General features: G+C 57.2%; 22 protein-coding genes. 14 read left to right on the top strand and 8 right to left on the bottom strand.

What is annotated here, in order from left to right; translation table 11 throughout:
- Positions 1-5: 5 nt before the first annotated feature.
- The 4 genes from V6F78_RS19430 to dksA form a co-directional block, all read right to left on the bottom strand.
- Complete coding sequence (locus V6F78_RS19430; RefSeq protein WP_169839418.1) at positions 6-2,960, bottom strand: sensor histidine kinase; 2,955 nt, start codon at positions 2,958-2,960, stop codon at positions 6-8.
- Positions 2,944-3,120, bottom strand: coding sequence for a hypothetical protein (locus V6F78_RS19425; RefSeq protein ID WP_047277492.1), 177 nt, complete (start codon positions 3,118-3,120; stop codon positions 2,944-2,946). Before V6F78_RS19425 ends, V6F78_RS19430 begins: the two co-directional genes overlap by 17 nt.
- Positions 3,121-3,198: 78 nt before the next feature.
- Positions 3,199-4,095 carry a tRNA glutamyl-Q(34) synthetase GluQRS gene (gluQRS, locus tag V6F78_RS19420; RefSeq protein ID WP_047295545.1) on the bottom strand — a complete coding sequence of 299 codons (897 nt, stop codon included), beginning with the start codon at positions 4,093-4,095 and terminating at the stop codon, positions 3,199-3,201.
- A 172-nt stretch (positions 4,096-4,267) separates the two neighbouring features.
- The gene (dksA, locus tag V6F78_RS19415) at positions 4,268-4,711 is read right to left on the bottom strand and encodes an RNA polymerase-binding protein DksA (RefSeq protein WP_047295543.1); all 444 of its coding nucleotides are present in this window, start codon (positions 4,709-4,711) and stop codon (positions 4,268-4,270) included.
- Between the two features lie 322 nt (positions 4,712-5,033).
- Here dksA and V6F78_RS19410 point away from each other — a divergent pair, with 322 nt between their 5' ends.
- Together V6F78_RS19410 and sfsA are read left to right on the top strand one after the other, a co-directional pair.
- On the top strand, positions 5,034-6,206 hold the full coding sequence (locus V6F78_RS19410; RefSeq protein WP_332728020.1) for a pyridoxal phosphate-dependent aminotransferase: 1,173 nt from the start codon (positions 5,034-5,036) through the stop codon (positions 6,204-6,206).
- A complete protein-coding gene (gene sfsA, locus V6F78_RS19405; RefSeq protein ID WP_047277485.1) occupies positions 6,206-6,913 on the top strand; it encodes a DNA/RNA nuclease SfsA in 708 nt (235 codons plus the stop codon). The genes V6F78_RS19410 and sfsA overlap by 1 nt, the downstream gene beginning before the upstream one ends.
- Here sfsA and V6F78_RS19400 read toward each other — a convergent pair.
- Positions 6,896-7,234: a Rieske (2Fe-2S) protein gene (locus V6F78_RS19400; protein WP_047295541.1), complete on the bottom strand. Its 339-nt coding sequence runs from the start codon at positions 7,232-7,234 to the stop codon at positions 6,896-6,898. The genes sfsA and V6F78_RS19400 overlap by 18 nt on opposite strands.
- Positions 7,235-7,409: 175 nt before the next feature.
- Here V6F78_RS19400 and V6F78_RS19395 point away from each other — a divergent pair, with 175 nt between their 5' ends.
- Genes V6F78_RS19395 through V6F78_RS19385 form a run of 3 tightly spaced genes read left to right on the top strand, consistent with a single transcriptional unit; the run spans position 7,410 to position 10,086 of the window.
- On the top strand, positions 7,410-8,285 hold the full coding sequence (locus V6F78_RS19395; protein WP_169858906.1) for a heme/hemin ABC transporter substrate-binding protein: 876 nt from the start codon (positions 7,410-7,412) through the stop codon (positions 8,283-8,285).
- Positions 8,286-8,335: 50 nt separating this feature from the next.
- A complete protein-coding gene (locus tag V6F78_RS19390) occupies positions 8,336-9,319 on the top strand; it encodes a FecCD family ABC transporter permease (RefSeq protein WP_169839465.1) in 984 nt (327 codons plus the stop codon).
- Entirely contained in the window at positions 9,319-10,086 is a 768-nt protein-coding gene (locus tag V6F78_RS19385; protein ID WP_047295536.1) for a heme ABC transporter ATP-binding protein, read from the top strand. Before V6F78_RS19390 ends, V6F78_RS19385 begins: the two co-directional genes overlap by 1 nt.
- Positions 10,087-10,312: 226 nt before the next feature.
- Here V6F78_RS19385 and V6F78_RS19380 read toward each other — a convergent pair whose 3' ends face one another.
- The 3 genes from V6F78_RS19380 to V6F78_RS19370 form a co-directional block, all read right to left on the bottom strand.
- Positions 10,313-10,585 carry a TfoX/Sxy family protein gene (locus tag V6F78_RS19380; protein ID WP_047278395.1) on the bottom strand — a complete coding sequence of 91 codons (273 nt, stop codon included), beginning with the start codon at positions 10,583-10,585 and terminating at the stop codon, positions 10,313-10,315.
- Positions 10,586-10,835: 250 nt separating this feature from the next.
- Positions 10,836-11,177, bottom strand: a complete 342-nt coding sequence (locus V6F78_RS19375) for a pentapeptide repeat-containing protein (RefSeq protein WP_047295534.1) — start codon at positions 11,175-11,177, stop codon at positions 10,836-10,838.
- A gap of 89 nt (positions 11,178-11,266) precedes the next feature.
- Entirely contained in the window at positions 11,267-12,823 is a 1,557-nt protein-coding gene (locus V6F78_RS19370; protein ID WP_169858905.1) for a bifunctional aminoglycoside phosphotransferase/ATP-binding protein, read from the bottom strand.
- A 116-nt stretch (positions 12,824-12,939) separates the two neighbouring features.
- Between V6F78_RS19370 and mrcB the strand changes: the two genes are divergently transcribed.
- The 9 genes from mrcB (at position 12,940) to msrQ (ending at position 22,757) form a co-directional block, all read left to right on the top strand.
- Positions 12,940-15,267, top strand: coding sequence for a penicillin-binding protein 1B (mrcB, locus tag V6F78_RS19365; RefSeq protein WP_332728019.1), 2,328 nt, complete (start codon positions 12,940-12,942; stop codon positions 15,265-15,267).
- Between the two features lie 16 nt (positions 15,268-15,283).
- Entirely contained in the window at positions 15,284-16,021 is a 738-nt protein-coding gene (locus V6F78_RS19360) for a tetratricopeptide repeat protein (protein ID WP_332728018.1), read from the top strand.
- Positions 16,021-16,350: a YqcC family protein gene (locus tag V6F78_RS19355; protein ID WP_047277467.1), complete on the top strand. Its 330-nt coding sequence runs from the start codon at positions 16,021-16,023 to the stop codon at positions 16,348-16,350. The genes V6F78_RS19360 and V6F78_RS19355 overlap by 1 nt, the downstream gene beginning before the upstream one ends.
- A 431-nt stretch (positions 16,351-16,781) precedes the next feature.
- Positions 16,782-18,506, top strand: a complete 1,725-nt coding sequence (locus V6F78_RS19350) for an acetolactate synthase 3 large subunit (RefSeq protein WP_047278567.1) — start codon at positions 16,782-16,784, stop codon at positions 18,504-18,506.
- Positions 18,507-18,508: 2 nt separating this feature from the next.
- Entirely contained in the window at positions 18,509-19,000 is a 492-nt protein-coding gene (ilvN, locus tag V6F78_RS19345; protein WP_018609360.1) for an acetolactate synthase small subunit, read from the top strand.
- A 48-nt stretch (positions 19,001-19,048) separates the two neighbouring features.
- Complete coding sequence (gene ilvC, locus V6F78_RS19340) at positions 19,049-20,065, top strand: ketol-acid reductoisomerase (protein ID WP_047277462.1); 1,017 nt, start codon at positions 19,049-19,051, stop codon at positions 20,063-20,065.
- A gap of 143 nt (positions 20,066-20,208) precedes the next feature.
- Positions 20,209-21,066: a CDP-diacylglycerol--serine O-phosphatidyltransferase gene (gene pssA / locus V6F78_RS19335; protein WP_047277460.1), complete on the top strand. Its 858-nt coding sequence runs from the start codon at positions 20,209-20,211 to the stop codon at positions 21,064-21,066.
- 63 nt (positions 21,067-21,129) lie between these two features.
- Positions 21,130-22,143, top strand: a complete 1,014-nt coding sequence (msrP, locus tag V6F78_RS19330; RefSeq protein ID WP_047295529.1) for a protein-methionine-sulfoxide reductase catalytic subunit MsrP — start codon at positions 21,130-21,132, stop codon at positions 22,141-22,143.
- The gene (gene msrQ / locus V6F78_RS19325) at positions 22,143-22,757 is read left to right on the top strand and encodes a protein-methionine-sulfoxide reductase heme-binding subunit MsrQ (RefSeq protein WP_047295527.1); all 615 of its coding nucleotides are present in this window, start codon (positions 22,143-22,145) and stop codon (positions 22,755-22,757) included. The genes msrP and msrQ overlap by 1 nt, the downstream gene beginning before the upstream one ends.
- Positions 22,758-22,983 lie beyond the last annotated feature (226 nt).

The following is a 22,983-nucleotide window of genomic DNA, read 5'->3' as shown; positions in this document are numbered from 1 at the left end:
CGGTCTCAGTTCACAGCGGACGTCGCTTCGACATGGCGCGGTAGTGTCACCCGGATACGGGTTCCGCGCTGGCTTTGAATGTCAGCCGGGCTGTCGATGGTGATTTGTCCATAATGCTCTTCAACGATGGAATAGACCAGTGCAAGGCCCAGACCGGTGCCTTCGCCAGGGTCCTTGGTGGTGAAGAAAGGTTCGAACAGACGATCCATGATGTTCTTCGGAATGCCCGAGCCTTCGTCTTCGACGATCAGGTCGACGGTGTGCTCGCTGGCTTCCGTCTTGACCCGTACCGCACTGCCGGCCGGGCAGGCGTCACGGGCGTTGGACAGCAAGTTGATCAGCACCTGCGCCAGTCGCTGCGGATCGCCGTCGACCCAATGATCGGGGTCGCACAGGTTGTAAAACTGCACTTCAAAGTTGCGCCGGTTCAACGCCAGCAGACCGATGGCATCCTGTGCGACTTCGGCCAGGCACACGGGTTCGTCATTGTGTTGATGGCTGCCTGCGTGGGCAAAGCTCATCAAGGACTGCACGATGCGCGAGATGCGTTTGGTCTGTTCGAGTATTTGGCTGCTGATTTCCGTCAGTTCGCTATCGTCTTCGCGTTCTTCGCGCAGATTTTGCGCCAGGCAGGCAATACCGGTCACCGGGTTGCCGATTTCATGGGCCACGCCCGCGGCAAGGCGGCCGATGCTGGCCAGTCGTTCGGAGTGCACCAGTTTGTCTTCGAGCATCTGGGTTTCGGTCAGGTCTTCCACCAGCAGGACCAGGCCGCTGTTGCCGGGCGCCAAGGGCTCATCAATCGCCGCCTTGTGCAAGTTCAGCCAGCGCGTCTGTCCATCCAGTGCCAAGTGCTGTTTGTGCAAGTGCTCATCCGGCAGTTCGATAAAACCTTGCAACAGCTGGCGCCACGGATCGCCCAATGTGTTCAGACGCGAGCCCACGACCCGTTGCGCCGCAATGCCGGTCAATTCTTCCATGGCTTTGTTCCACATCAGGATCTCTTGATCCTTGGCCAGTGAGCACACGCCCATCGGGAGTTCTTGCAGGGTCTGACGGTGATAGCGGCGCAGGGCATCGAGTTCGGCTGCCAGCCCGGTCAGGCGCGAATGGTAGTCCTCAAGCCGGCTTTCGATGAAGTGGATGTCTTCGGTGACGTAATTTTCGCCACCCGACTTGTAGGGCAAAAAGGTTTCAACCATGTCCTGAGCAACACTGGGGCCCATCAGGCCCGAGAGGTTGGCTTCGATGCGATCGCGCAGGCGGCGCAGGGCGTAAGGTCGGCGTTCATCGAAGGGCAGGTACAAGTCGCGCAAGGCTTGCTCGACTTCTTTTTGCGCAGCCTTGGCGCCTAACGGTTTGGCCAGTTGCGTGGCGAACTCTTGCGGTGAGGCCGCGTGCAGTTCACGCCGTTGCGGGCGACGCACATTGTCCACCGCGCAGGCTTCAGCTGCGCTGGCTTCTTCGGTGCTGGCGTTGGTGAACAGGGAAATCAGGGTGAACATCAGGACGTTGGCCGCCAGCGACGCGATGGCCGCCATGTGCCAGCTGGTGTCATCCAGCACGTAAATCATGTCCAGCCACGGGATGTAGAAGCCCTGGAAATTGCCGATCAGCGGAAACAACATGCTGACCATCCACACCACGATTCCGGCCAGCAAACCGGCAATGAACCCCCGGCGATTGGCGGTCGGCCAATACAACACGGAGAGCACGCCCGGCAAAAACTGCAGCGTCGCCACAAACGCGACGATGCCGAGGTTGGCCAGATCCTGCTCGGCGCCCAGCAGCAGGTAAAAGCCATAGCCGGCCATGATGATGGCTACGATCAGTGCGCGGCGGGTCCACTTCAGCCAGCGGTAAATATTGCCTTCGGCCGGTGGCTGGTAAAGCGGCAGTACCAGATGGTTCAGGGCCATGCCTGAGAGTGCCAGCGTGGTCACGATGATCAGCCCGCTAGACGCCGACAGCCCGCCGATATACGCCAGTAAGGCCAGAGATTTACTGTTGGCTGCGATCCCGATGCCGAGCGTGAAGTATTCCGGGTTGGTGGTAGCACCCAGTTTGAGTCCGGCCCACAGAATCAGCGGCACGGCGAGGCTCATCAGCAGCAAGAACAGCGGCAGGCCCCAGCTGGCGCTGACCAGAGCCCTTGGGTTGAGGTTTTCAGTGAAGGTCATGTGATACATGTGCGGCATCACGATGGCCGAGGCAAAAAACACCAGCAACAGCGTGCGCCACGGGCCTTCTTGAAGCGGTGTGTGCAACGAGGCCAGTGCGGTCTGATTTTGCTGTAACCACACTTCGAGCTGTTGCGGGCCGTCGAAGACCCCGTACAGCGCATAAAGGCCCACGCCACCAATGGCGGCCAGTTTGATCACGGATTCGAAGGCAATGGCAAACACTAACCCTTCGTGTTTCTCGCGGGTCGCAATATGCCGTGAGCCGAAGAAAATGGTGAACAGCGTGATCATCGCGCAGAAGCTGAGGGCTACGCGATGCTGCACCGGCTCACGGGTGAGAATGCTGATGGAGTCGGCCACGGCCTGGATTTGCAAGGCCAGCAGCGGTAACACGCCGATCAGCATGAAAATTGTGGTCAACGCGCCCGCCCAAGTGCTGCGAAAGCGAAACGCAAACAAGTCGGCAAGGGAAGACAGTTGGTAGGTACGAGTGATCTTCAGGATCGGGTAAAGCAGCACGGGCGCCAGTAGAAAGGCGCCCGAGACTCCGAGGTAACTGGAGAGAAAGCCGTAGCCGTATTCGTAGGCCAGACCGACGGTGCCGTAAAAGGCCCATGCGCTGGCGTAAACGCCCAGTGACAGGGTGTAGGTCAGCGGGTGTCGGATGATCGCGCGCGCAATCATGCCCCGTTCGCTGATCCACGCCACGCCAAACAGCACCAGCAGGTAAGCGGCGCTGACGAGCACCATCTGGGTCAGGCTAAAGCTCATCGGCATCTTTTTGGCTCTGCAGAATAAAGGTCACCACGATCAGAATCAGCCAGAGCAGATAAGGCCGGTACCAGGCGCCCGTCGCGTTGATCCACCAATCCATGATGGCGGGGGAAAACAGGTAGATCCCGACAACCAGCAACAGGACCAATCGATAGATGTACATCCCGCCCTCACTTAACGGGCCGCATGCCCCAAAAACGTGCGGCGATGGTAACGGATGGCTGGCAACCTGCAAGGGCTGTCAGCGTAAATGCGCTTCTTGCAGGGTGTGGGTGCGCGGTATCAGCGCGGCGTCCCAGTGCGCTATTGCACAGTCTAGAACCTGGCGCGGACTCGCGTGCTCCAGACGGTCGTCAGTCGGTTGGCCCAGCGTGCGCAAGGCGCGTAGTAACAAGGGTGTGGCTTGCTCGGGCGTCAGTGCAGGCGAACGGTAGGATTTGCCGAGTTTGTGGCCATCGGGTTGCACGATCAGCGGCACGTGCAAGTAGCGCGGCTGCGACAGGCCGAGCAACTCTTGCAGGTAGAGCTGGCGCGGTGTGGAGTCCAGCAAATCGGCACCGCGCACGATATCGGTCACACCTTGGGCGGCATCATCCAGTACGACGGCCAGTTGATAGGCGTAAAGCCCGTCACGGCGACGGATGATGAAATCCCCCACGTCGCGGCCCAGGTGTTGGCGGTACTCACCCTGGACGCGATCCGTAAAGGCATATTCCAGTTCCGGGACCCGCACGCGGATGGCCGCGTTTTCCATGGAGTGGCCGGCGTTACGGCAGAACCCCGGATAGACGCCGTTATACCCTTCAAGTTGTTTGCGCGAGCAGGTGCAGGCATAGGCCAGGCCTTGGCTGAACAGGCGCTCTACAACTTGGGCGTAGGCGTCATGACGATCGCTCTGTCGGATCCATTCACCGTCCCACTCAAAACCATAGCGGTGCAGCGCTTCAATAATCGCGGCTTGGGCACCGGGCATCTCGCGGGGTGGATCAAGGTCTTCCATGCGCAATAACCAGCGGCCACCTGCCGAGCGGGCGTCCAGATAGGAGGCAAGGGCTGCGACCAGTGAGCCAAAGTGCAAATGACCGCTGGGGGTAGGGGCAAAGCGCCCGATGTAGGAGGGGGATGATGCAGCCGTCATGGCATGGATCCTGTAACCGCTGGCGCTAGGTGCGAAGTGCGAGGGGAGGCCGTTGTGCTCGTATCTTCAGGGCGCCTGACCGCTGTTGCAGTGTCAGCAGGGCAGTGCTGTGTGAGCACGCTTCAGAAACGAAAACGGGGCGTTCGCACGCCCCATTTGGTCAAGCCGGCGATTACTTGCCGACTTGTTTTTCCTTGATTTCAGCCAAGGTTTTGCAGTCTACGCACATGTCAGCGGTTGGGCGTGCTTCAAGGCGGCGGATACCGATCTCGACACCACAGGACTCGCACCAGCCGTATTCTTCGTCTTCGATCAATTGCAGCGTCTTGTCGATTTTCTTGATCAGCTTACGCTCGCGGTCGCGGGCACGCAGTTCCAGGCTGAATTCTTCTTCCTGGCTAGCGCGGTCGGCCGGGTCAGGAAAGTTTGCCGCTTCGTCTTTCATGTGATCAACGGTGCGGTCGACTTCCTGCATCAAGTCCTGTTTCCACTTTTGCAGAATCTTGGTGAAGTGTTTGCGCATGGGCTCGCCCATGTACTCTTCACCCTTCATTTCAACGTAGGGCTCGAAGCCGCTAAGCGTTTGAGTATTCTGTTGCTTTGCTTCTGTGGGCATGAAATGGACCGCCTCTCATTCTTCTAATCCATTGCGCAGGATTGCAACATCACCGACACCTGCCGGCCCTGCGGCTGCAAGCGGCCGAACTTACCAGATCAAATCGGGCCGCGCTACTCCCTGTTGTCTGGCCTGTTGCCGGTGTTTGTGCACAAACCCTGTAGTGCTTGAGATTAATGGCTGAATATTAAATTTAGTCGAGCTATGACCGGAGCTTGCGCCGTTTGGTTCTACCGGGGCGGCTGCTAAGACCTTATTTAGCTCTCCCTCTTGCGTGGGCTTGGGTAGAATCGGCCTTTTGCTCACTCAGGAAGGCAGGCTCATGGCTCAGTCTTACAGTGCGCGCAGTCGCGCAATCGAACCGTTCCACGTCATGGCATTGTTGGCGCGTGCCAATGAATTGCAAGCGGCGGGCCATGATGTGATTCATCTGGAGATCGGTGAGCCTGACTTCACCACAGCCGAGCCCATTATCGCGGCCGGGCAGGCGGCGCTGGCAGCGGGAAAAACCCGCTATACCGCGGCCCGCGGGCTGCCTGAACTGCGTGAAGCCCTATCAGGTTTCTATCAGCAGCGTTACGGGCTGAGCATTGATCCTGGCCGCATTCTGATAACCCCCGGCGGTTCTGGTGCACTGCTTTTAGCCAGCAGCCTGCTGGTCGATCCGGGAAAACACTGGCTACTTGCCGATCCGGGCTACCCCTGCAACAGACACTTCCTGCGCTTGGTGGAAGGCGCTGCCCAGTTGGTGCCGGTCGGCCCGGAGGTGCGTTATCAACTGACCGCTGATTTGGTGGACCGCCATTGGGATCAGGACAGTGTGGGCGCGCTGGTGGCTTCGCCTGCCAATCCGACGGGCACGCTGCTCAGCCGTGACGAACTGGCGTCGCTGTCGGCGGCCGTCAAGGCGCGTAACGGACATTTGGTGGTGGACGAGATTTATCACGGTCTGACGTACGGCTGTGATGCGCCGAGCGTGCTGGAAGTGGATGACAGCGCCTTTGTGCTGAACAGTTTTTCCAAATACTTCGGCATGACCGGCTGGCGCCTGGGCTGGCTGGTGGCTCCACCCGAAGCCGTCGCGGACCTCGAAAAGCTGGCGCAGAACCTCTACATCAGCGCCCCGAGCATGGCGCAATACGCCGCGTTGGCGTGTTTCAAACCCGAGACGTTGGCCATTCTCGAGGCGCGTCGGGTCGAGTTTGGCCGCCGTCGTGACTTCTTGCTGCCCGCCTTGCGCGAGCTGGGCTTCAAGATTGCGGTCGAGCCTGAAGGCGCGTTTTACCTGTATGCAGACATCAATGCGTTTGGCGGCGATGCCTTCGCGTTCTGCCGCCACTTTCTAGAAACCCAACATGTCGCCTTCACGCCCGGTCTTGATTTCGGTCGTTTTCAGGCCGGCCATCACGTGCGTTTTGCTTACACCCAAAGCCTGCCGCGTTTGCAGGAAGCGGTAGAGCGCATTGCCCGTGGACTACAGAGCTGGAACCGCTGATGCAGTTTTCTCCCGCGTTGGAAGAAGGACGTTTGATCAAGCGCTACAAGCGTTTTTTGGCAGATATCGAAACGGTGAACGGTGAGTTGATGACCATTCACTGCCCTAACACCGGTTCCATGCTCAATTGCATGGTCGAGGGCGGGCAGGTCTGGTTCAGTCGCTCCAATGACCCCAAACGCAAGTTGCCGGGGACGTGGGAAATCAGTGAAACCCCGCAAGGCCGGTTGGCCTGCGTCAACACCGGCCGTGCCAATCGCTTGGTCGAAGAAGCCCTGCTGGCCGGGGTGATCACTGAACTCAACGGCTTTACGGCGCTTAAGCGTGAAGTGGCGTATGGCCAGGAAAAAAGCCGGATTGATTTCCGTCTCGAATACCCCGACGGCTTTGCCTTTGTTGAGGTCAAAAGCGTGACCCTGGGATTTGACGGTACATCCATCGCTGCTTTTCCGGATGCGGTGACGCAGCGCGGTGCCAAACACTTACGAGAACTTGCGAGTTTGGCCCGCGACGGCGTACGCGCAGTGCAGCTGTATTGCGTCAATCTCACTGGTATTGATGCCGTAAGGCCGGCTGCAGAGATTGATCCTGGCTATGCCGCCGCCTTAAAAGAGGCGGTCGCAGCGGGCGTGCAGGTGTTGGCGTATGGCGTAAGCCTGACACCTGATGCTGTACGAGTGGACCGCCGTTTAGCGGTCATCCTCTGACATTTCAAGGCTGAGCCAGATGCCTTGGCTGTCTTCGTGGCAGTCAAGGCCGGTTAGAAATTGCCCGGCGCAAGGCCCGGCCACGCACTCGCCGGACTCGATCAAGAACAGGGCCGCGTGGGTGGCGCATTTAATCAGGCTGGCGCTTTCGTCCAAAAATTGGTCGGGCTGCCACTCCAGGCGGACACCCCGGTGCGGGCAGCGGTTTTTGTAGGCATAGACCCGGCCCTTGCGTCGCACGACAAGCACGTCTGATTCGTCTATTTGAAAGCCGCGACTGTTGCCTTCTTTCAAGTCCTCAGAGGGGCATAACCACTTCATGGCAATCCTTAATGGCTGCTGATACTCGCGTAGATGACGCGGGTGACAGGGTGTTAATAGGTTGACGCGCAAATGCAAACAATTATCAAATGGCTGGCTACTCCGCGATGTGCTGTGTCCACGGCGCGGGATTTTACTGTTCCCGCTGACCCACTTATTAAAGGAACGCCTTTGTATGCGCTTGCATCTTCGCCTGATTACGCTCTTTGCTGGCCTTGTGATCACGACTGTCAGCTCGGCTGCCGAATTGCCACACCGTTGGGTCAGTGCCGGTGGGGCACTCTCGGAATGGGTCTGCGTGTTGGGGGCGGAGTCTAAATTGGTTGGGGTCGATACCACTAGCCAACATCCTGAATCACTTAAATCCCTGCCCAGCATCGGCTATCAGCGTCAGCTGTCGGCAGAGGGCATCCTGAGCCTCAGGCCTGATGTGTTGATCGGTACGCAAGAGATGGGACCCGCCGAGGTCTTGAAGCAGATTAAAGCGGCCGGAGTGCCGGTTAAAATGTTCTCGGCGCAGGCTGATCTGACCACCCTGCGAGCGACGCTGACGCATTTGGGGCGATTACTTGGCGATAAAGCTCACGCCAAGGACGTTTTTGAGCGTTTTAAGCAGCGCATGGATCAGCAGCAGGCTCAGGTCAAGCACTTGCAAGCAACGCATAAGGCGCCGGGCGTCCTGCTGTTGCTGGGTCATGCGGGTGGCAAACCGATGATTGCCGGTAAGGACACCGCTGCCGATTGGTTGCTGACGCAAGCCGGTGGAAGAAACCTTGCCACCCATTCCGGCTACAAGCCTTTCTCGGTCGAGGCGTTGGCCGGGCTGAACCCGGAGGTTCTGGTGTTTGCAGATCGCAGTCTGAGCGGTGAGGCCGCCCGTGCAGCCCTGTTGAAAGAAAACCCGGTGCTGGCATCGATTCGCGCAGTCAAAGCAGGGCGGCTCTATGAAGTGGACCCAACCCTGCTGGTCGGCGGGCTGGGGCCGCGGTTGCCGGAGCGTCTCAAGCAACTCACGGTTGAATTTTATCCCGAGGCCGCGGCCGCTCAATGAAAACGCTGGTAAAACCCCGTTCTTTGTTTATTGGTTTGACCCTTTTGTGTTTGCTGGCGACCTGGTTGTCGCTGGCGCTTGGGCCGGTGAGTTTGCCGCTGTTCGATACGTTGCGCGCAGCCATGCGGTTGATGGGGTTGCCGGTACAGGGGGAAGGTCTTGAGCAGGCGGAGTTGATTCTCGGGCAGATCCGCTTGCCGCGTACCTTGCTTGGGCTGGCGGTCGGCGGTGTGCTGGCGCTGTCGGGCGTTGCGATGCAGGGCTTGTTCCGCAACCCGTTGGCCGACCCCGGCCTGGTCGGGGTCTCCAGCGGTGCAGCCCTGGGAGCGGCGATTGCCATCGTAGGCGGCGCTGCCTTGGGTGGGTTGCCTGACTTCATCGGGCCGTACTTGCTGTCGCTCTGTGCGTTTTTGGGGGGCTTGGGAGTCACTGCGCTGGTTTACCGACTGGGGCGGCGAAACGGCCAAACCCATGTGGCCGTGATGTTGCTGGCGGGGATCGCCCTGACGGCATTAGCGGGTTCCGCAGTAGGGCTTTTCACTTATCTGGCGGATGATGCGACGCTTCGTACGCTGACGTTCTGGAACCTGGGCAGTTTGAATGGCGCCAGCTATGCGCGGTTGTGGCCGCTGCTGCTGGTCACGGCTGGCGTTGCGCTGTGGCTGCCACGCCGGGCAACGGCGCTGAATGCATTGCTGCTGGGCGAGTCTGAAGCCAATCACTTGGGGATAGACGTGGAGGGCCTGAAGCGCGAACTGGTGTTTTGTACTGCTTTGGGCGTCGGTGCGGCTGTGGCGGCAGCGGGCATGATTGGCTTTGTAGGGTTGGTGGTGCCCCATCTGGTGCGGCTGTTGGCCGGGCCCGATCATCGCGTGTTACTGCCCGCATCCGTCTTGGCGGGGGCGAGTTTACTGCTGTTTGCTGATCTGATTGCGCGTTTGGCGCTTGCCCCCGCTGAGCTGCCCATCGGTATTGTGACGGCCTTTCTGGGGGCGCCTTTCTTCCTGTATTTACTGCTGCGGGGGCGCCACTGATGTTGCGAACGGAAAATCTGCAGATCCGTCGTGGGCAAAAAGCCGTGTTGTCGGCTGTCACGCTTGAGGTCCGCCCGGGCGAAGTCCTCGGCGTACTTGGGCCTAACGGTGCGGGAAAAAGTACGTTGTTGGCCGCATTGTGCGGGGAGTTGACGCCTGCCGAAGGCGAAGTCTGGCTCGATCAGCGTGCGCTGAGTCAATGGAAAGGTGGTGAGCGGGCCCAGCGACTGGCCGTGTTGCCGCAAACCTCGACGCTGGATTTCGCATTCAGGGTTGAGGACGTTGTCGGCATGGGCCGTTTGCCGCACCAGACAGGCCGCATACGCGATGCCGAGATTGTTCACGCCGCCTTGCAGGCTGCGGATGTTGAACACTTGGCGGGTCGCAGTTACCTCGACTTGTCGGGTGGCGAACGACAGCGCGTGCACCTTGCGCGCGTGCTGGCGCAATTGTGGCCGGGGCAGAGTGGGCAAACGCTGTTGCTGGATGAGCCGACCTCGATGCTGGACCCTTTGCATCAACACACCACGTTAAAGGCCATTCGGGCGTTCGCCGACCGTGGCGCGGCGGTCCTGATCATCCTGCATGACCTTAATCTGGCCGCACGCTATTGCGACCGGTTGTTGCTGTTGGAAGACGGCAAACCGCGTGCGCTGGATTGTCCACAGGCGGTGTTACAGCCTGCGTTGCTCAAGGCTGTCTTCGGGCTGGATGTGCTGGTGCAGCCGCACCCGGAATTAGGGCATCCGCTGATCATTGCGCGCTAAGCCCAAGGCTGAATAACAGCGCTACACACGTTTTGCGGGCAAAAAAAGACCCGGCAAGAGCCGGGTCAAATAACCGTGATTAGCCTGATGAGGAGATTTTCTGAGAGTCCGAACCAAGGGCCTTTCAGAAGATCGACTGGCCTCGCGACCAGATGGCGTAATAATAACAATTCTCATTATCGAGTCAACAGCAGTTTGTCGCTTTTTTTACTGCGGTTGAAAAAAATCAGACTTTGCGCGCAGCGAGCAATCCTTCGACCTGTTTGTTGAGGGCTTCTTTGCGTTCCGCGGGAACATCGTTCCAGTGGACATCCAGCAAGGCTCCCTCAATGGCATAAAGCAAAACTTTGGACGCTCTGAACCCTCGAGCCTTTACCGCACGATAGGCATCTGCCGCACCAAGCCGTTTCAAGTCCGAAAGGTTATGAATACCCACAGCGTGCAGCCATTGCGCCGACGTCTTCCCAAGATTTCTCAAATGCTGGAGTTCATCGTTCATCAAGCCTCCTTGCGACGGCGCGAGCGCAGTGTTTACTGGATCAAGTCAGTCTTTCAGGAGTGTAGCGCTCTGTAGGAAAACCGCTCTTCTTTAGTCGGTTTTGGAACAAGCAGGGTGTTTTAAGGGTGAAATGCAGGGGTCGAGGAAACCCGCCGAGAGGAAGTGAAACGATGAGGGTAGAGCCACCAGGCAAGGTCAACAAGCCGGGTTCGCGCCGACGCAAAAGCGCTCACCCGGATGTCGTATTTTTCTACTTTGTGCGGTAACGCAGACGAGTGCCGAAGTTAACCGACATCAAAATTTCGTCCGCTGTCAATTCAACCGGGAAGTAGGCCCCTGAAATCTGCGCATGGGCCAGACTCGCACCCTCGATACAGGCTGTACGCAAGTCCACCCCCCGGAGATCGGCAGAGCGGAAATAGCTGTCGGTGAAATCCACGTCCTGGGCGTTCAACTGCCGTAAATCCAAGCCTCGAAAATCGCCGCCGCGCATATCGATGGGCCCTTGCGGACGTTCCTGATTGAAACCGGCGATATCGTCTTTGTGCAACAGCGCGTACAGCGCCGAATCAAGCAATTGTGGGCGGCTCATGGGGCGTCTCCTGTTGGATTTATGACGCCATTATAGTGCCACTATTGAGTGGCCGCGAACCTTTAGCGCCTCGCGGTCACTCGGCCTTATTACAGGCCTGGCAAGCGCTGACGAATGTCCTCGATCAAGGTGTCCAGACTCTTGCTGTTGTTGGTTTCAATACGCTTGCTGCGCTGCACTTCGTCAGCGCCCAGCGGCTCGCGACTGGCACGTTGAGCGTGCACCACGTCGAGGGTGGCATCGGACGGGTCGGTGCCTTGAGTCTGACGATGAGCCAGCCAGCCTTCGATCACGGCGTCCGGTGCGTCGCAATCGATGATCAGGTACGGCACACCGGTGGACTCGGCCACGCTGGCAGCGGCGTCACGTTGTTCGCGTTTCAGGTAGGTGGCATCAATGATGACCGGGAAACCTGCGCGCAGCACGGTTGCGGCCAGCTCATGCATTTTTTTGTAAGTGGTTTCGCTGGCGTCGGTGCTGTAGATCCCTTCACCCACAGCATTTTCAGGCTGCTGTTCACCGAACAATTGTTTGCGGATGACATCGGAGCGCAGACGGATAGCGCCCAGCGCTTCGACCAGACGCATGGCGACCGAGCTTTTGCCGACGGCTGAAACACCGTGAGTGATTGCCAGAAAGCGCGATGGAATCGTGCTGTAGCTTTCTGCGAGGTTGGCGTAGTTGCGGTATTGGCGCAGGGTGGCAGCGCGTTGAACGCCGGTGGCATCGGCGGGCATGCTGAACAGACTGACCTTGGCGCGCACCAGCGCGCGGTAGGCTTTATAGAAATTCAGCAGTTCAAGGCCCTGATAGTCGCCGGTCAGCTCCAGGTATTGGCTGACAAAACGCCGTGCCAGACACTTCAAGCCGCGGTCTTCAAGGTCCATGGCCAGAAACCCTACATCACCGTAGACGTCGGTGAAGCGGAAGGGCTCGTTGAATTCGATGCAGTCGAAAATCACCACCTTGCCATCGATCAACGTGGCATTCCCCAGGTGGATGTCGCCGTGGCATTCACGGATAAACCCCTCGGCTTTACGTTGTTTGAACAGTGGTTCAAGGCGGATGAAACTGCTCTCAGCCCAGGCTTGAAGGGCATCAAGTTGTTGCAAGTCAGCTTTATCTGTCAGAAACGGCCGAATTTGATCGAAGTTCTGGCGCACAGGCTCCATGACGGCTTCTGGGGTGCCTTGGTAGTGTTCCAGCGGTACATGGGGCGCCTGGATATGAAAATGAGCAATTTGTTGGGCCATTTCGTCAATGTGCGCGGCAGTCAGTTCGCCATTGGCTTGCAGCGTGCTCAGCAATTGGCTCTGAGGGAACTGAAGCATTTTCAACGCGTACTCGATCGCCACCCCGTCACCGCCGATCACAGGCGCATCGGGTGTGCCGGTGATCGGCAGTACGTCGAGATATAACCCTTCAGTGAGGCGCTGGTTCAGGCGCAGTTCTTCATTGCAAAAGTACTGGCGTTGATCGAGGTCGGTGAAGTCGAGAAAACCGAAGTTGACCGGTTTTTTCAGCTTGTAGGCATACGGGCCAGTGAGGATTACCCAGGAAATGTGCGTTTCGATTACCTGAAACCCATCGACTTCATGCGGGTATAGGCTCGGGTTCTGTAGCGCGGCGATCAGGTTCTGGCTCACGGTTGGTCCTTCAAGACGGGGAAAATTCAATGGGCCATTATGGCTCCTGACGGCGGTACTGCAAACCGCCGGGCTGCGCATGTTGAACATGAACAAAGTGCGTATAATCCGCCGCCATGACTCGTACCCGATCCCCCCGTTCCCGTTCCAAACGTCCCTCCCGTGGCGGCCTGCGCCCATGGCTGGGCTGGGCGCTCAAGCTCAGTCTGGTCGGCCTGGTTGTACTGGCAGGTTTCGCCGTCTACCTCGATGCGATCGTTCAGGAGAAGTTCTCCGGCAAACGCTGGACCATCCCGGCCAAGGTTTACGCCAGGCCGCTGGAGCTGTTCGTCGGCCAAAAGCTGGCCAAGAACGACTTTCTCACCGAACTTGATGCCTTGGGCTATCGCCGCGAGAGCGCGGTCAGTGGCCCGGGTGCCGCGTCGGTCAATGGCAATACGGTTGATCTCAACACCCGCGGCTTCCAGTTTTATGAAGGCGCTGAAAAGGCGCAGCCGGTGCGTGTGCGCTTCTCCGGTGATTACGTAGCCGAACTGTCGACCTCCAATGGCGCCAAGCTGCCCGTGGTGCGCCTTGAGCCGCTGCTGATTGGCGGCCTGTACCCGAAGAACCTCGAAGACCGCATTCTGATCAACATCGATCAGGTGCCTCCGTTTCTGCTGGAAACCCTGGTAACGGTTGAAGACCGCGATTTTTACCATCACTTGGGGGTGTCGCCGAAGTCGATCGCCCGTGCTATCTGGGTCAACTCGTCTTCCGGGCAAATGCGCCAGGGTGGCAGTACGCTGACTCAGCAATTGGTGAAAAACTTCTACCTGACCAACGAGCGCAGTCTTAGCCGCAAGCTGACCGAAGCGATGATGGCGTTGCTGCTGGAGTTGCACTACGACAAGCGCGAAATCCTTGAGGCTTACCTCAACGAGGTCTTTGTCGGGCAGGACGGACAGCGAGCGGTGCATGGTTTTGGTCTGGCCAGCCAGTTCTTTTTCAGCCAGCCATTGTCTGAGCTCAAGTTGCATCAAGTGGCTTTACTGGTGGGGATGGTCAAAGGGCCGTCTGCCTATAACCCGCGTCGTTACCCGGAGCGTGCGCTTGAACGACGCAACCTGGTGCTCGATTTGCTTGAGCAGCAAGGTGTCGCCACCGCAGAGCAAGTGGCGGCAGCCAAGAAGATGCCGCTGGGCGTGACCAAGCGCGGAAGCCTCGCAGACAGTTCGTTCCCGGGTTTCTTGGATTTGGTTAAACGTCAGTTGCGTGAAGACTATCGCGACGAAGACTTGACTGAAGAAGGTCTGCGGATTTTCACCAGTTTTGATCCGATCTTGCAGATGAAGTCCGAGGCCGCTGTCGGAGAAACCTTCAAACGGTTGGCCGGGCGCAAGGGTTCCGATGAGGTTGAGGCCGCGATGGTGGTGACCAACCCCGAAACAGGTGAAGTGCAGGCGCTGATTGGCAGCCGCCTGCCGGGTTATGCCGGCTTTAACCGGGCACTGGATGCGGTGCGGCCGATTGGCTCGCTGATCAAACCAGCGGTTTATCTGACCGCGCTTGAACGTCCGAGCCAGTACACATTGACCAGTTGGTTGTCGGACGAGCCGTTATCGATCAAAGGCGCCGATGGTCAGATCTGGAAGCCTCAGAACTATGACCGTCGTTCCCACGGAACGGTGTTCCTGTATCAGTCGATGATGAATTCCTACAACTTGGGCACTGTGCGACTGGGGCAGGAAGTGGGCGTTCCCAATGTGCTCAAGACCCTGGCGCGGCTTGGGGTGGAGCGTGAGTTCCCGGCGTTCCCTTCCATGTTGCTGGGCGCCGGTGCCTTGAGCCCGATGGAAGTGGCGACGATGTACCAAACCTTGGCCAACGGTGGTTTCAATACCCCGATGCGCGGGATTCGCAGTGTGCTGACGGCCGAAGGTGAGCCGCTCAAGCGCTACCCGTTCCAGATCCAGCAGCGCTTTGATCCGGGGTCCATCTACCTGATTCAAAACGCCATGCAGCACGTCATGCGTGAGGGGACAGGGCGTTCGGTTTACAACGTTTTGCCCAAGAGCCTGGCGTTGGCCGGCAAGACCGGTACCAGTAACGATTCACGTGACAGCTGGTTTGCCGGGTTCAGCCAGGATCTGCTGGCTGTCGTTTGGCTGGGGCGTGATGACAACGGTAAAACACCGTTCACCGGTGCAACGGGCGCCTTGCAGGTATGGACCAGCTTTATGAACAAAGCCGACCCTCTGCCGCTGGATATGCCGCAACCGGATAATATCGTTCAGGCCTGGATTGACCCTCGTACCGGCCAGGGTTCCGATGCGAACTGCCCTGGGGCTGTGCAGATGCCGTATATTCGCGGCAGTGAGCCGCCCGCCGGAGCCAGTTGTGCAGCCGAAACGCCTGCAAACGGTGAAGCGGTGATGGATTGGGTCAAGGGCTGGTTGAATTAAGCAAAGAGGAATTGACGTGAATAAGTGGTGGGTTCCGGCTGTTACAGCCCTGGCTTTGCTCAATGGTTGCGCCAGTGTTCAACAGGGTTCTATCCCTGTGGTCGACGCGGGCGTTCCTGTATCCAATAACGAGCGTGTTTCTGCTCAGCGTACGGCGAGTCATTATCCGCAGGCGACTGCACCGCGTGCCGCGCAGACTCAGGCGATCCCTCAGGATTCCGGCGTCGTGGTGATGATTCCCGGTGGTGCGTCGGCGGTGTCCACACCGATCAGCACCGAGCCGTTTACGCCGGGGCCAATCACACCGGGCCCGGCGGCGGCGCCTATCAGCACTGGCGACTACACACCTGGCGCTGCTTACCGTGCACCGACCTCGGTGACGCCAAGCGGTATTCCGTCCAGCAGTGGTGGACTGGCAGCTGATGAGCAATTGGATGGCCCGGTGCTGGCTTTGCTGACCACCGCTCAGCAACAGCAAGCGACCGGTGATCTGAATGGCGCGTCGTCGAGCCTCGAACGCGCGCAGCGTGTAGCGCCCCGTGAGCCGCAAGTGCTTTATCGCCTGGCGCAGGTGCGTATGGCCCAAGGGGATGCTGCGCAAGCGGAGCAGTTCGCACGTCGCGGTCTGACATTCGCTGGCGGCCGTCCGGATCTTCAAGCCAGCCTGTGGGGTTTGATCGCTCAGGCGCGTGAGAAACAGGGTGATGCAGCCGGCGCTGCATCGGCACGTCAAAAAGCCAAGGTGAGTCTGTAATGGATGTACGCTTCCCGGCCATTGCCGAACAGTTGTTGCTGATTGAGCGCGAATTGCGCGTACAAGGCTGGTGGGACGAGGTATCGCCCACTGCTGAGGCGTTGAGCAGTGTTGAGCCTTTTTCAGTGGATACGCTGGACTTCCATCAGTGGCTGCAATGGATCTTTCTGGTGAGAATGAAACAAATCCTCGAACAGGATCTGCCGCTGCCCAATGCTTCGGGCATTCTTGAAATGGCTGAAATGGTATATGCCGACAAGCCGTCAGAGAGTCTTGGCCTGCGTAATGCGCTGAAAAAGTTCGACCAATTGATCGTCGACGCTCGTTAATTGCCTGGCTGCCGGTTTTTCCGGCAGTCGTGCGCATATTTCTACCGCTTTGCGCCATTCAGGCGAGTTTTATCCCTCATCAAGCCCGTTTCTTCTATGTTCAGATGCGCGTAGTTGGAAAAAAGCGCAATTATTGCTTGACTTGGGTGGGGTGAATGAGAAGAATCGAAAGTCCGCTGTAGAGGGACTGCCAGAAGCAGACTCTCTCAGCAGATCATGAGGCGCACACCCGCGCCGACCTGTTACACCCGCAACGCGTTACCTCGCGCTGGGTGGGAAAACCCCGCAATACTTGGGGAGCTCCCAATACTTGCTCAGTCAGTGCTGACGTAGTCGGCGACCACCGTCGCTCATGCTCTGCTGAAAAGTAAACCTATTAAGACCCGTTCGTTTTTTGCGATCGGTATTCTGGCGTTTTAGAGGTGAACAACGTGGAGCTTTTATCTGGCGGTGAGATGCTCGTCCGCTTTTTGCGCGACGAAGGTGTCAAACATATCTACGGGTACCCTGGTGGTGCTCTCCTGCATGTCTACGACGCACTGTTCAAAGAACCGGAAGTGTCCCACATCCTGGTTCGTCACGAACAAGCTGCTACCCATATGGCTGACGGCTATGCCCGTGCCACCGGTAAAGCCGGTGTGGTTCTGGTCACGTCCGGCCCGGGCGCTACCAATGCCATAACGGGTATTGCGACCGCCTACATGGACTCCATTCCGATGGTCATCATCTCCGGTCAGGTGCCTAGCACCATGGTCGGGACCGATGCTTTCCAAGAGACCGACATGATCGGTATCTCTCGGCCCATCGTGAAGCACAGTTTCATGATCAAGCATGCTTCGGAGATCCCGGAGGTCATGAAAAAGGCGTTCTACCTGGCACAGTCCGGTCGCCCGGGGCCTGTGGTGGTTGATGTTCCCAAGGACATGACCAATCCGGCCGAGAAGTTCGAATACGTTTTCCCGAAAAAAGCCAAGCTGCGTTCCTACAGCCCGGCGGTTCGCGGTCACTCCGGCCAGATCCGCAAAGCGGTGGAAATGCTGTTGGCGGCCAAGCGTCCGGTTGTTTACGCAGGTGGCGGCGTTATTTTGGGCGGCGGCTCTGCTCCGTTGACCGAACTGGCGAAAATGCTCAACGTGCCGGTCACTAATACGTTGATGGGCTTGGGGGCCTACCCTGGTACAGACCGTCAGTTCATCGGCATGCTGGGTATGCATGGCAGCTTTACGGCCAACATGACCATGCATAACGCTGACGTGATTCTGGCAGTCGGTGCGCGCTTTGATGATCGCGTGATCAATGGTCCGTCCAAGTTCTGCCCCAATGCCAAGATCATCCATGTGGATATCGACCCTGCGTCTATTTCCAAGACCATCAAGGCGGATGTGCCGATCGTAGGTCCGGTCGAAAGCGTCATGACCGAAATGGTCTCGATCCTCAAGGATATTGGCGAAAAACCCGATGCTGAAGCGGTCGCTGCGTGGTGGAAGCAGATTGATGAGTGGCGCGGTGATCGCGGTTTGTTCCCGTACGACAAGGGCGATGGCAGCAAGATCAAGCCTCAAGCCGTCATTGAGATGCTTTGCGAAGTGACCAAGGGCGACGCCTATGTGACGTCCGATGTGGGTCAGCATCAGATGTTTGCGGCTCAGTACTATCGTTTTAACAAGCCTAATCGCTGGATCAACTCAGGCGGCCTGGGCACGATGGGCTTTGGCTTCCCGGCGGCCATGGGTGTGAAGTTGAGCTTCCCGGATGCTGATGTCGCCTGTGTGACAGGCGAGGGCAGCATTCAGATGAACATTCAGGAATTGTCGACGTGTTTGCAGTACGACTTGCCCGTAAAAATCATCAGCCTCAATAACGGCGTACTGGGAATGGTGCGTCAATGGCAGGACATGAACTACGGCAGCCGTCATTCGCATTCCTACATGGAGTCGCTGCCTGACTTCGTGAAGCTGGCTGAGGCTTATGGTCATGTAGGCATCCGGATTACGGACCTGAAAGACCTGAAGCCAAAAATGGAAGAAGCGTTCGCCATGAAAGACCGTTTGGTGTTCCTGGATATCCAGGTCGATACCAGCGAGCACGTTTACCCGATGCAGATCAAAGATGGCTCCATGCGAGACATGTGGCTGAGCAAGACGGAGCGTACTTAATCATGCGGCACATTATTTCTTTGCTTCTTGAAAACGAACCGGGTGCATTGTCTCGTGTTGTAGGGCTTTTTTCGCAACGTAACTACAACATTGAAAGCCTGACGGTAGCGCCAACTGAAGACCCGACCTTGTCGCGTCTGACGCTCACGACCGTAGGGCACGATGAAATCATCGAACAAATCACCAAGAACCTGAACAAGCTGATTGAAGTGGTCAAGCTGGTCGACCTGTCTGAAAGTGCTCACATTGAGCGCGAGCTGATGCTGGTCAAGGTCAAGGCAACGGGGGCGCAGCGCGCAGAGATCAAGCGAACTACGGACATCTTTCGTGGCCAGATCGTTGATGTCAGCGCCAGTGTGTATACCGTGCAGTTGACCGGTACCAGTGACAAACTCGACAGCTTCATTCAGTCGATTGGAACCGCCTCGATCCTGGAAACAGTTCGCAGTGGCGTCACCGGGATTGCCCGTGGCGACAAAGTACTCAGCATCTAAAACTAATAAGTGCTAATGGCCTGAATGGCCTGGATATAAGGGAAAATCATGAAAGTTTATTACGACAAAGACTGCGACCTTTCGATCATCCAGGGCAAAAAAGTAGCCATCATTGGTTACGGCTCCCAGGGTCACGCTCAAGCCTGCAACCTGAAAGATTCGGGTGTAGACGTGACTGTCGGTCTGCGTAAAGGTTCGGCCACTGTCGCCAAAGCTGAAGCTCACGGCCTGAAAGTCACTGACGTTGCTAGCGCGGTGGCCGCGGCTGACGTGGTCATGATTCTGACCCCGGACGAGTTCCAGTCGTCGCTGTACAAGAACGAAATCGAGCCGAATATCAAGAAAGGCGCCACCCTGGCTTTCTCCCACGGTTTCGCGATTCACTACAATCAGGTAGTTCCGCGTGCCGACCTCGACGTGATCATGATCGCGCCGAAAGCACCAGGCCACACTGTGCGCTCCGAGTTCGTGAAAGGCGGCGGCATTCCTGATTTGATCGCTATCTACCAAGATGCTTCGGGCAACGCCAAAAACGTTGCGCTGTCTTACGCTTCGGGTGTTGGTGGCGGTCGTACCGGCATCATCGAAACCACGTTCAAGGACGAAACCGAAACCGATCTGTTCGGTGAGCAGGCTGTTCTGTGTGGCGGTACTGTCGAGCTGGTTAAAGCAGGCTTTGAAACACTGGTTGAAGCGGGCTACGCGCCAGAAATGGCTTACTTTGAGTGCTTGCACGAACTGAAGTTGATTGTTGACCTCATGTACGAAGGCGGTATCGCGAACATGAACTACTCGATCTCCAACAACGCTGAGTACGGCGAGTACGTGACAGGTCCGGAGGTCATCAACGCCGAATCCCGTCAGGCAATGCGTAATGCATTGAAGCGTATCCAGGACGGCGAATACGCCAAGATGTTCATCAGCGAAGGTGCCACTGGCTACCCATCGATGACCGCCAAGCGTCGCAACAACGCGGCACACGGTATCGAAGTGATTGGTGAGCAACTGCGTTCGATGATGCCTTGGATCGGTGCGAACAAGATTGTCGATAAAGCCAAGAACTAAGTTTGTAGCGTGAAGAAAAACGCGGCCTCGGCCGCGTTTTTTCGTTTAGAGGGTGGCTTCTGGTATAAAGCATCACTGTTTGCGTGTCCGTGTTGGCCGTGAACCTTTATCGAAACTTTCCATATCGTTGCAAGGTAATGTCCATGAGCGAACGTCCCGAAGAGCCAAAACAGGCCTCTGACGCCGATAGTCTGCTGCCTATCGATGAGCATGTCGAAGAAGGACATGACGCCGAAGGCCGTAAAGTCCGGCATCGTGGTATCTATCTGCTACCCAACCTTTTCACGACGGCGAACCTGTTCGCGGGTTTCTATTCGATTATTAACTCGATGAGCGCGCAAAGTGCCATGAGTGCAGGTGATGCGGCAGGTGCAAGCAAGTACTTTGCCTTTGCCGCGATCGCAATTTTTGTGGCCATGGTGCTCGACGGTCTTGATGGCCGGGTTGCCCGCATGACCAATACGCAAAGTGCTTTTGGCGCCGAATACGACTCTTTGTCTGACATGGTTGCCTTTGGGGTCGCCCCCGCACTGCTCGCGTTTGGCTGGGCGCTGGGGGATATGGGCAAAGTAGGCTGGATGGTCGCTTTCATTTACGTGGCTGGCGCGGCATTGCGTCTGGCGCGTTTTAATACTCAGGTGGGTACGGCTGATAAGCGGTACTTCATCGGGCTGGCGAGTCCGGCTGCTGCGGGTGTTGTGGCCGGGATCGTGTGGGCATTCAGCGATTACGGCATTCAGGGTTCCAAAATGTCGTTCCTGGTGGCCTTGCTTGTAGCTGCTGCAGGCATGTTGATGGTCAGCAATATCAAGTACAACAGCTTTAAAGAGCTGGACTTGAAGGGGCGTGTACCTTTTGTCGCCATTCTGGCAGTGGTACTGGTCTTTGCAGTGGTTTTCAGTGATCCGCCGCGCATTCTGCTGCTGGTCTTCCTTGCCTATGCGGCGTCCGGCCCCATTCAGTATTTATTGCATCTGCGCCGGAACAAAAGCGCCGAGTGATGTAATTTCTCCCATACTCCGTAGTCTATTGGGGCATCAGCCTTTCAATGCTACGGAGTTGCCATGCTCATCAAGCTCCCCTCCACGTCAGACAGTAAAGAGTCTGACGTCACGCCTGAATCCTTCTATCTATCGCGGCGAACTTTGCTGGGAAGCTCGCTAGCCGGGCTTGCCGTGAGTGCATTTCCTCGTATTGGGCTTGCGCAAGACCCCAGGATGTACCCTGATGTGGAGGCGGGCACGCCGCCCGCATGGTTTGCCGAAAAGCTGCCCAAAACCAAATGGCAGGCGGTGAATGTACAGGGAGAGTCAATCACGCCTTTCAACGACGCCACTCACTACAACAATTTCTATGAGTTCGGGACCGCTAAAGGTGATCCGGCGCAATATGCTGGCGCATTAAAGACTGAGCCATGGACGGTGGTTGTCGATGGTGAGGTCGGTAAACCGGGCCGATATGCGTTGGAAGACTTCATGAAGCCCTATCAATTAGAAGAGCGGATCTATCGGCTTCGCTGTGTAGAAGCATGGTCAATGGTCATTCCTTGGCTGGGCTTCCCGCTTTCAGCATTGCTTAAGCAGGTGGAGCCCACCTCGAAAGCAAAATTCATCCGCTTTGAGACGTTGCAGGATCCTAAGGTCATGCCCGGGCAGCGTTCCGGGTTCGCTTTGATTGAGTGGCCTTATGTGGAGGGGCTGCGGTTGGATGAGGCGATGAATCCATTGGCAATTCTGGCAGTAGGGATGTACGGGCGGGAATTACCGAATCAAAACGGTGCGCCATTGCGGCTAGTGGTGCCTTGGAAATATGGCTTTAAAAGCGTGAAGTCCATTGTGCGCATCAGCCTTGTTGAAGATCAGCCCAAGACAACCTGGCAAAGTATCGCGGCCGATGAATATGGTTTTTACGCCAATGTTAATCCGCAAGTGGACCATCCGCGCTGGAGTCAGGCGCGTGAGCGTCGTCTGCCAAGTGGCCTGTTCAGTCCGAATGTACGCGAGACGCAGATGTTCAACGGTTACGGCAACGAGGTGGCTTCTTTATATAGTGGGCTGGATCTGCGGAAAAACTATTGATGCGATTTCCTTATTGGCGCTCGTTTGTTTTTGTATGGGTGATTATTTGGCCGCTGCTGTGGGTATTCCAAGCGTGGAGTTCAGTGCTGGGACCTGATCCTGGCAAGGTGCTGGTTGATCGCTTGGGGTTAGGCACCCTGATCTTGTTGCTGATAACGCTTTGCATGACGCCTCTGCAAAAAATGACAGGATGGGCTGGCTGGGTTGCTGTGCGACGTCAAATCGGTCTGTGGTGTTTTGCTTACGTAATACTGCATCTGTTGGCTTACCTGGCTTTTGTGTTGGGTTTCGATTGGTCTCAGCTGGGGGTGGAGCTGCGCAAGCGTCCCTACATTATTGTGGGCAGCCTTGGTTTCTTGCTGTTGTTCGTACTTGCGGTGACATCCAACCGTTACAGCCAGCGTCGCCTGGGCGCGCGATGGAAAAAATTGCACCGCCTTATCTATGTGGTTTTGGGATTAGGGCTACTGCATATGCTCTGGATCGTTCGTGCAGACCTTAAAGAGTGGGCAGTTTACGCGGCGATTGGGGCGGTGTTGATGGTGGTGCGTATACCGCTTGTGATGCGGCGCATACCACGTCTCTATAAGAAGAAAACGGTTTCTGCCTCATGAGTCAAAATTAGGGCTTGACTCAGAATTTCAGCGGCCTATAATTCGCCCCACTTCCGGCGCAGTCGAAACGGAAAACTCCTTGAGTTTCAATGAGTTAGGCGGTTTTGACGATGCCAGCTTCAAATCATCGAAGCAGGAAATGAGGTGTTGACAGCAGCGTGTAACGCTGTAGAATTCGCCTCCCGCTGACGAGAGATCGAAAGCGCAAGTGGTTGATGTTGCAGAG

The sequence above is a fragment of the Pseudomonas sp. ESBL9 genome (genome assembly GCF_036668715.1).
Classification (GTDB): Bacteria; Pseudomonadota; Gammaproteobacteria; order Pseudomonadales; family Pseudomonadaceae; genus Aquipseudomonas; species Aquipseudomonas lundensis.
The sequence above is the reverse complement of the archived record's forward strand: the minus strand, read 5'-3'. Positions and strand labels throughout refer to the sequence as shown.

Excerpts from the sequence above, each read along its gene's own strand:
- V6F78_RS19430 (WP_169839418.1), bottom strand. The coding sequence starts at position 2,960 with ATGCCGATGAGCTTTAGCCTGACCCAGATGGTGCTCGTCAGCGCCGCT.
- V6F78_RS19355 (WP_047277467.1), top strand. The coding sequence starts at position 16,021 with ATGGATGTACGCTTCCCGGCCATTGCCGAACAGTTGTTGCTGATTGAG.
- V6F78_RS19385 (WP_047295536.1), top strand. The coding sequence starts at position 9,319 with ATGTTGCGAACGGAAAATCTGCAGATCCGTCGTGGGCAAAAAGCCGTG.
- pssA (WP_047277460.1), top strand. The coding sequence starts at position 20,209 with ATGAGCGAACGTCCCGAAGAGCCAAAACAGGCCTCTGACGCCGATAGT.
- V6F78_RS19410 (WP_332728020.1), top strand. The coding sequence starts at position 5,034 with ATGGCTCAGTCTTACAGTGCGCGCAGTCGCGCAATCGAACCGTTCCAC.
- ilvN (WP_018609360.1), top strand. The coding sequence starts at position 18,509 with ATGCGGCACATTATTTCTTTGCTTCTTGAAAACGAACCGGGTGCATTG.
- sfsA (WP_047277485.1), top strand. The coding sequence starts at position 6,206 with ATGCAGTTTTCTCCCGCGTTGGAAGAAGGACGTTTGATCAAGCGCTAC.
- V6F78_RS19375 (WP_047295534.1), bottom strand. The coding sequence starts at position 11,177 with ATGAGCCGCCCACAATTGCTTGATTCGGCGCTGTACGCGCTGTTGCAC.
- V6F78_RS19395 (WP_169858906.1), top strand. The coding sequence starts at position 7,410 with ATGCGCTTGCATCTTCGCCTGATTACGCTCTTTGCTGGCCTTGTGATC.
- ilvC (WP_047277462.1), top strand. The coding sequence starts at position 19,049 with ATGAAAGTTTATTACGACAAAGACTGCGACCTTTCGATCATCCAGGGC.
- V6F78_RS19425 (WP_047277492.1), bottom strand. The coding sequence starts at position 3,120 with ATGTACATCTATCGATTGGTCCTGTTGCTGGTTGTCGGGATCTACCTG.
- V6F78_RS19400 (WP_047295541.1), bottom strand. The coding sequence starts at position 7,234 with ATGAAGTGGTTATGCCCCTCTGAGGACTTGAAAGAAGGCAACAGTCGC.
- msrQ (WP_047295527.1), top strand. The coding sequence starts at position 22,143 with ATGCGATTTCCTTATTGGCGCTCGTTTGTTTTTGTATGGGTGATTATT.
- gluQRS (WP_047295545.1), bottom strand. The coding sequence starts at position 4,095 with ATGACGGCTGCATCATCCCCCTCCTACATCGGGCGCTTTGCCCCTACC.
- mrcB (WP_332728019.1), top strand. The coding sequence starts at position 12,940 with ATGACTCGTACCCGATCCCCCCGTTCCCGTTCCAAACGTCCCTCCCGT.
- dksA (WP_047295543.1), bottom strand. The coding sequence starts at position 4,711 with ATGCCCACAGAAGCAAAGCAACAGAATACTCAAACGCTTAGCGGCTTC.
- msrP (WP_047295529.1), top strand. The coding sequence starts at position 21,130 with ATGCTCATCAAGCTCCCCTCCACGTCAGACAGTAAAGAGTCTGACGTC.
- V6F78_RS19380 (WP_047278395.1), bottom strand. The coding sequence starts at position 10,585 with ATGAACGATGAACTCCAGCATTTGAGAAATCTTGGGAAGACGTCGGCG.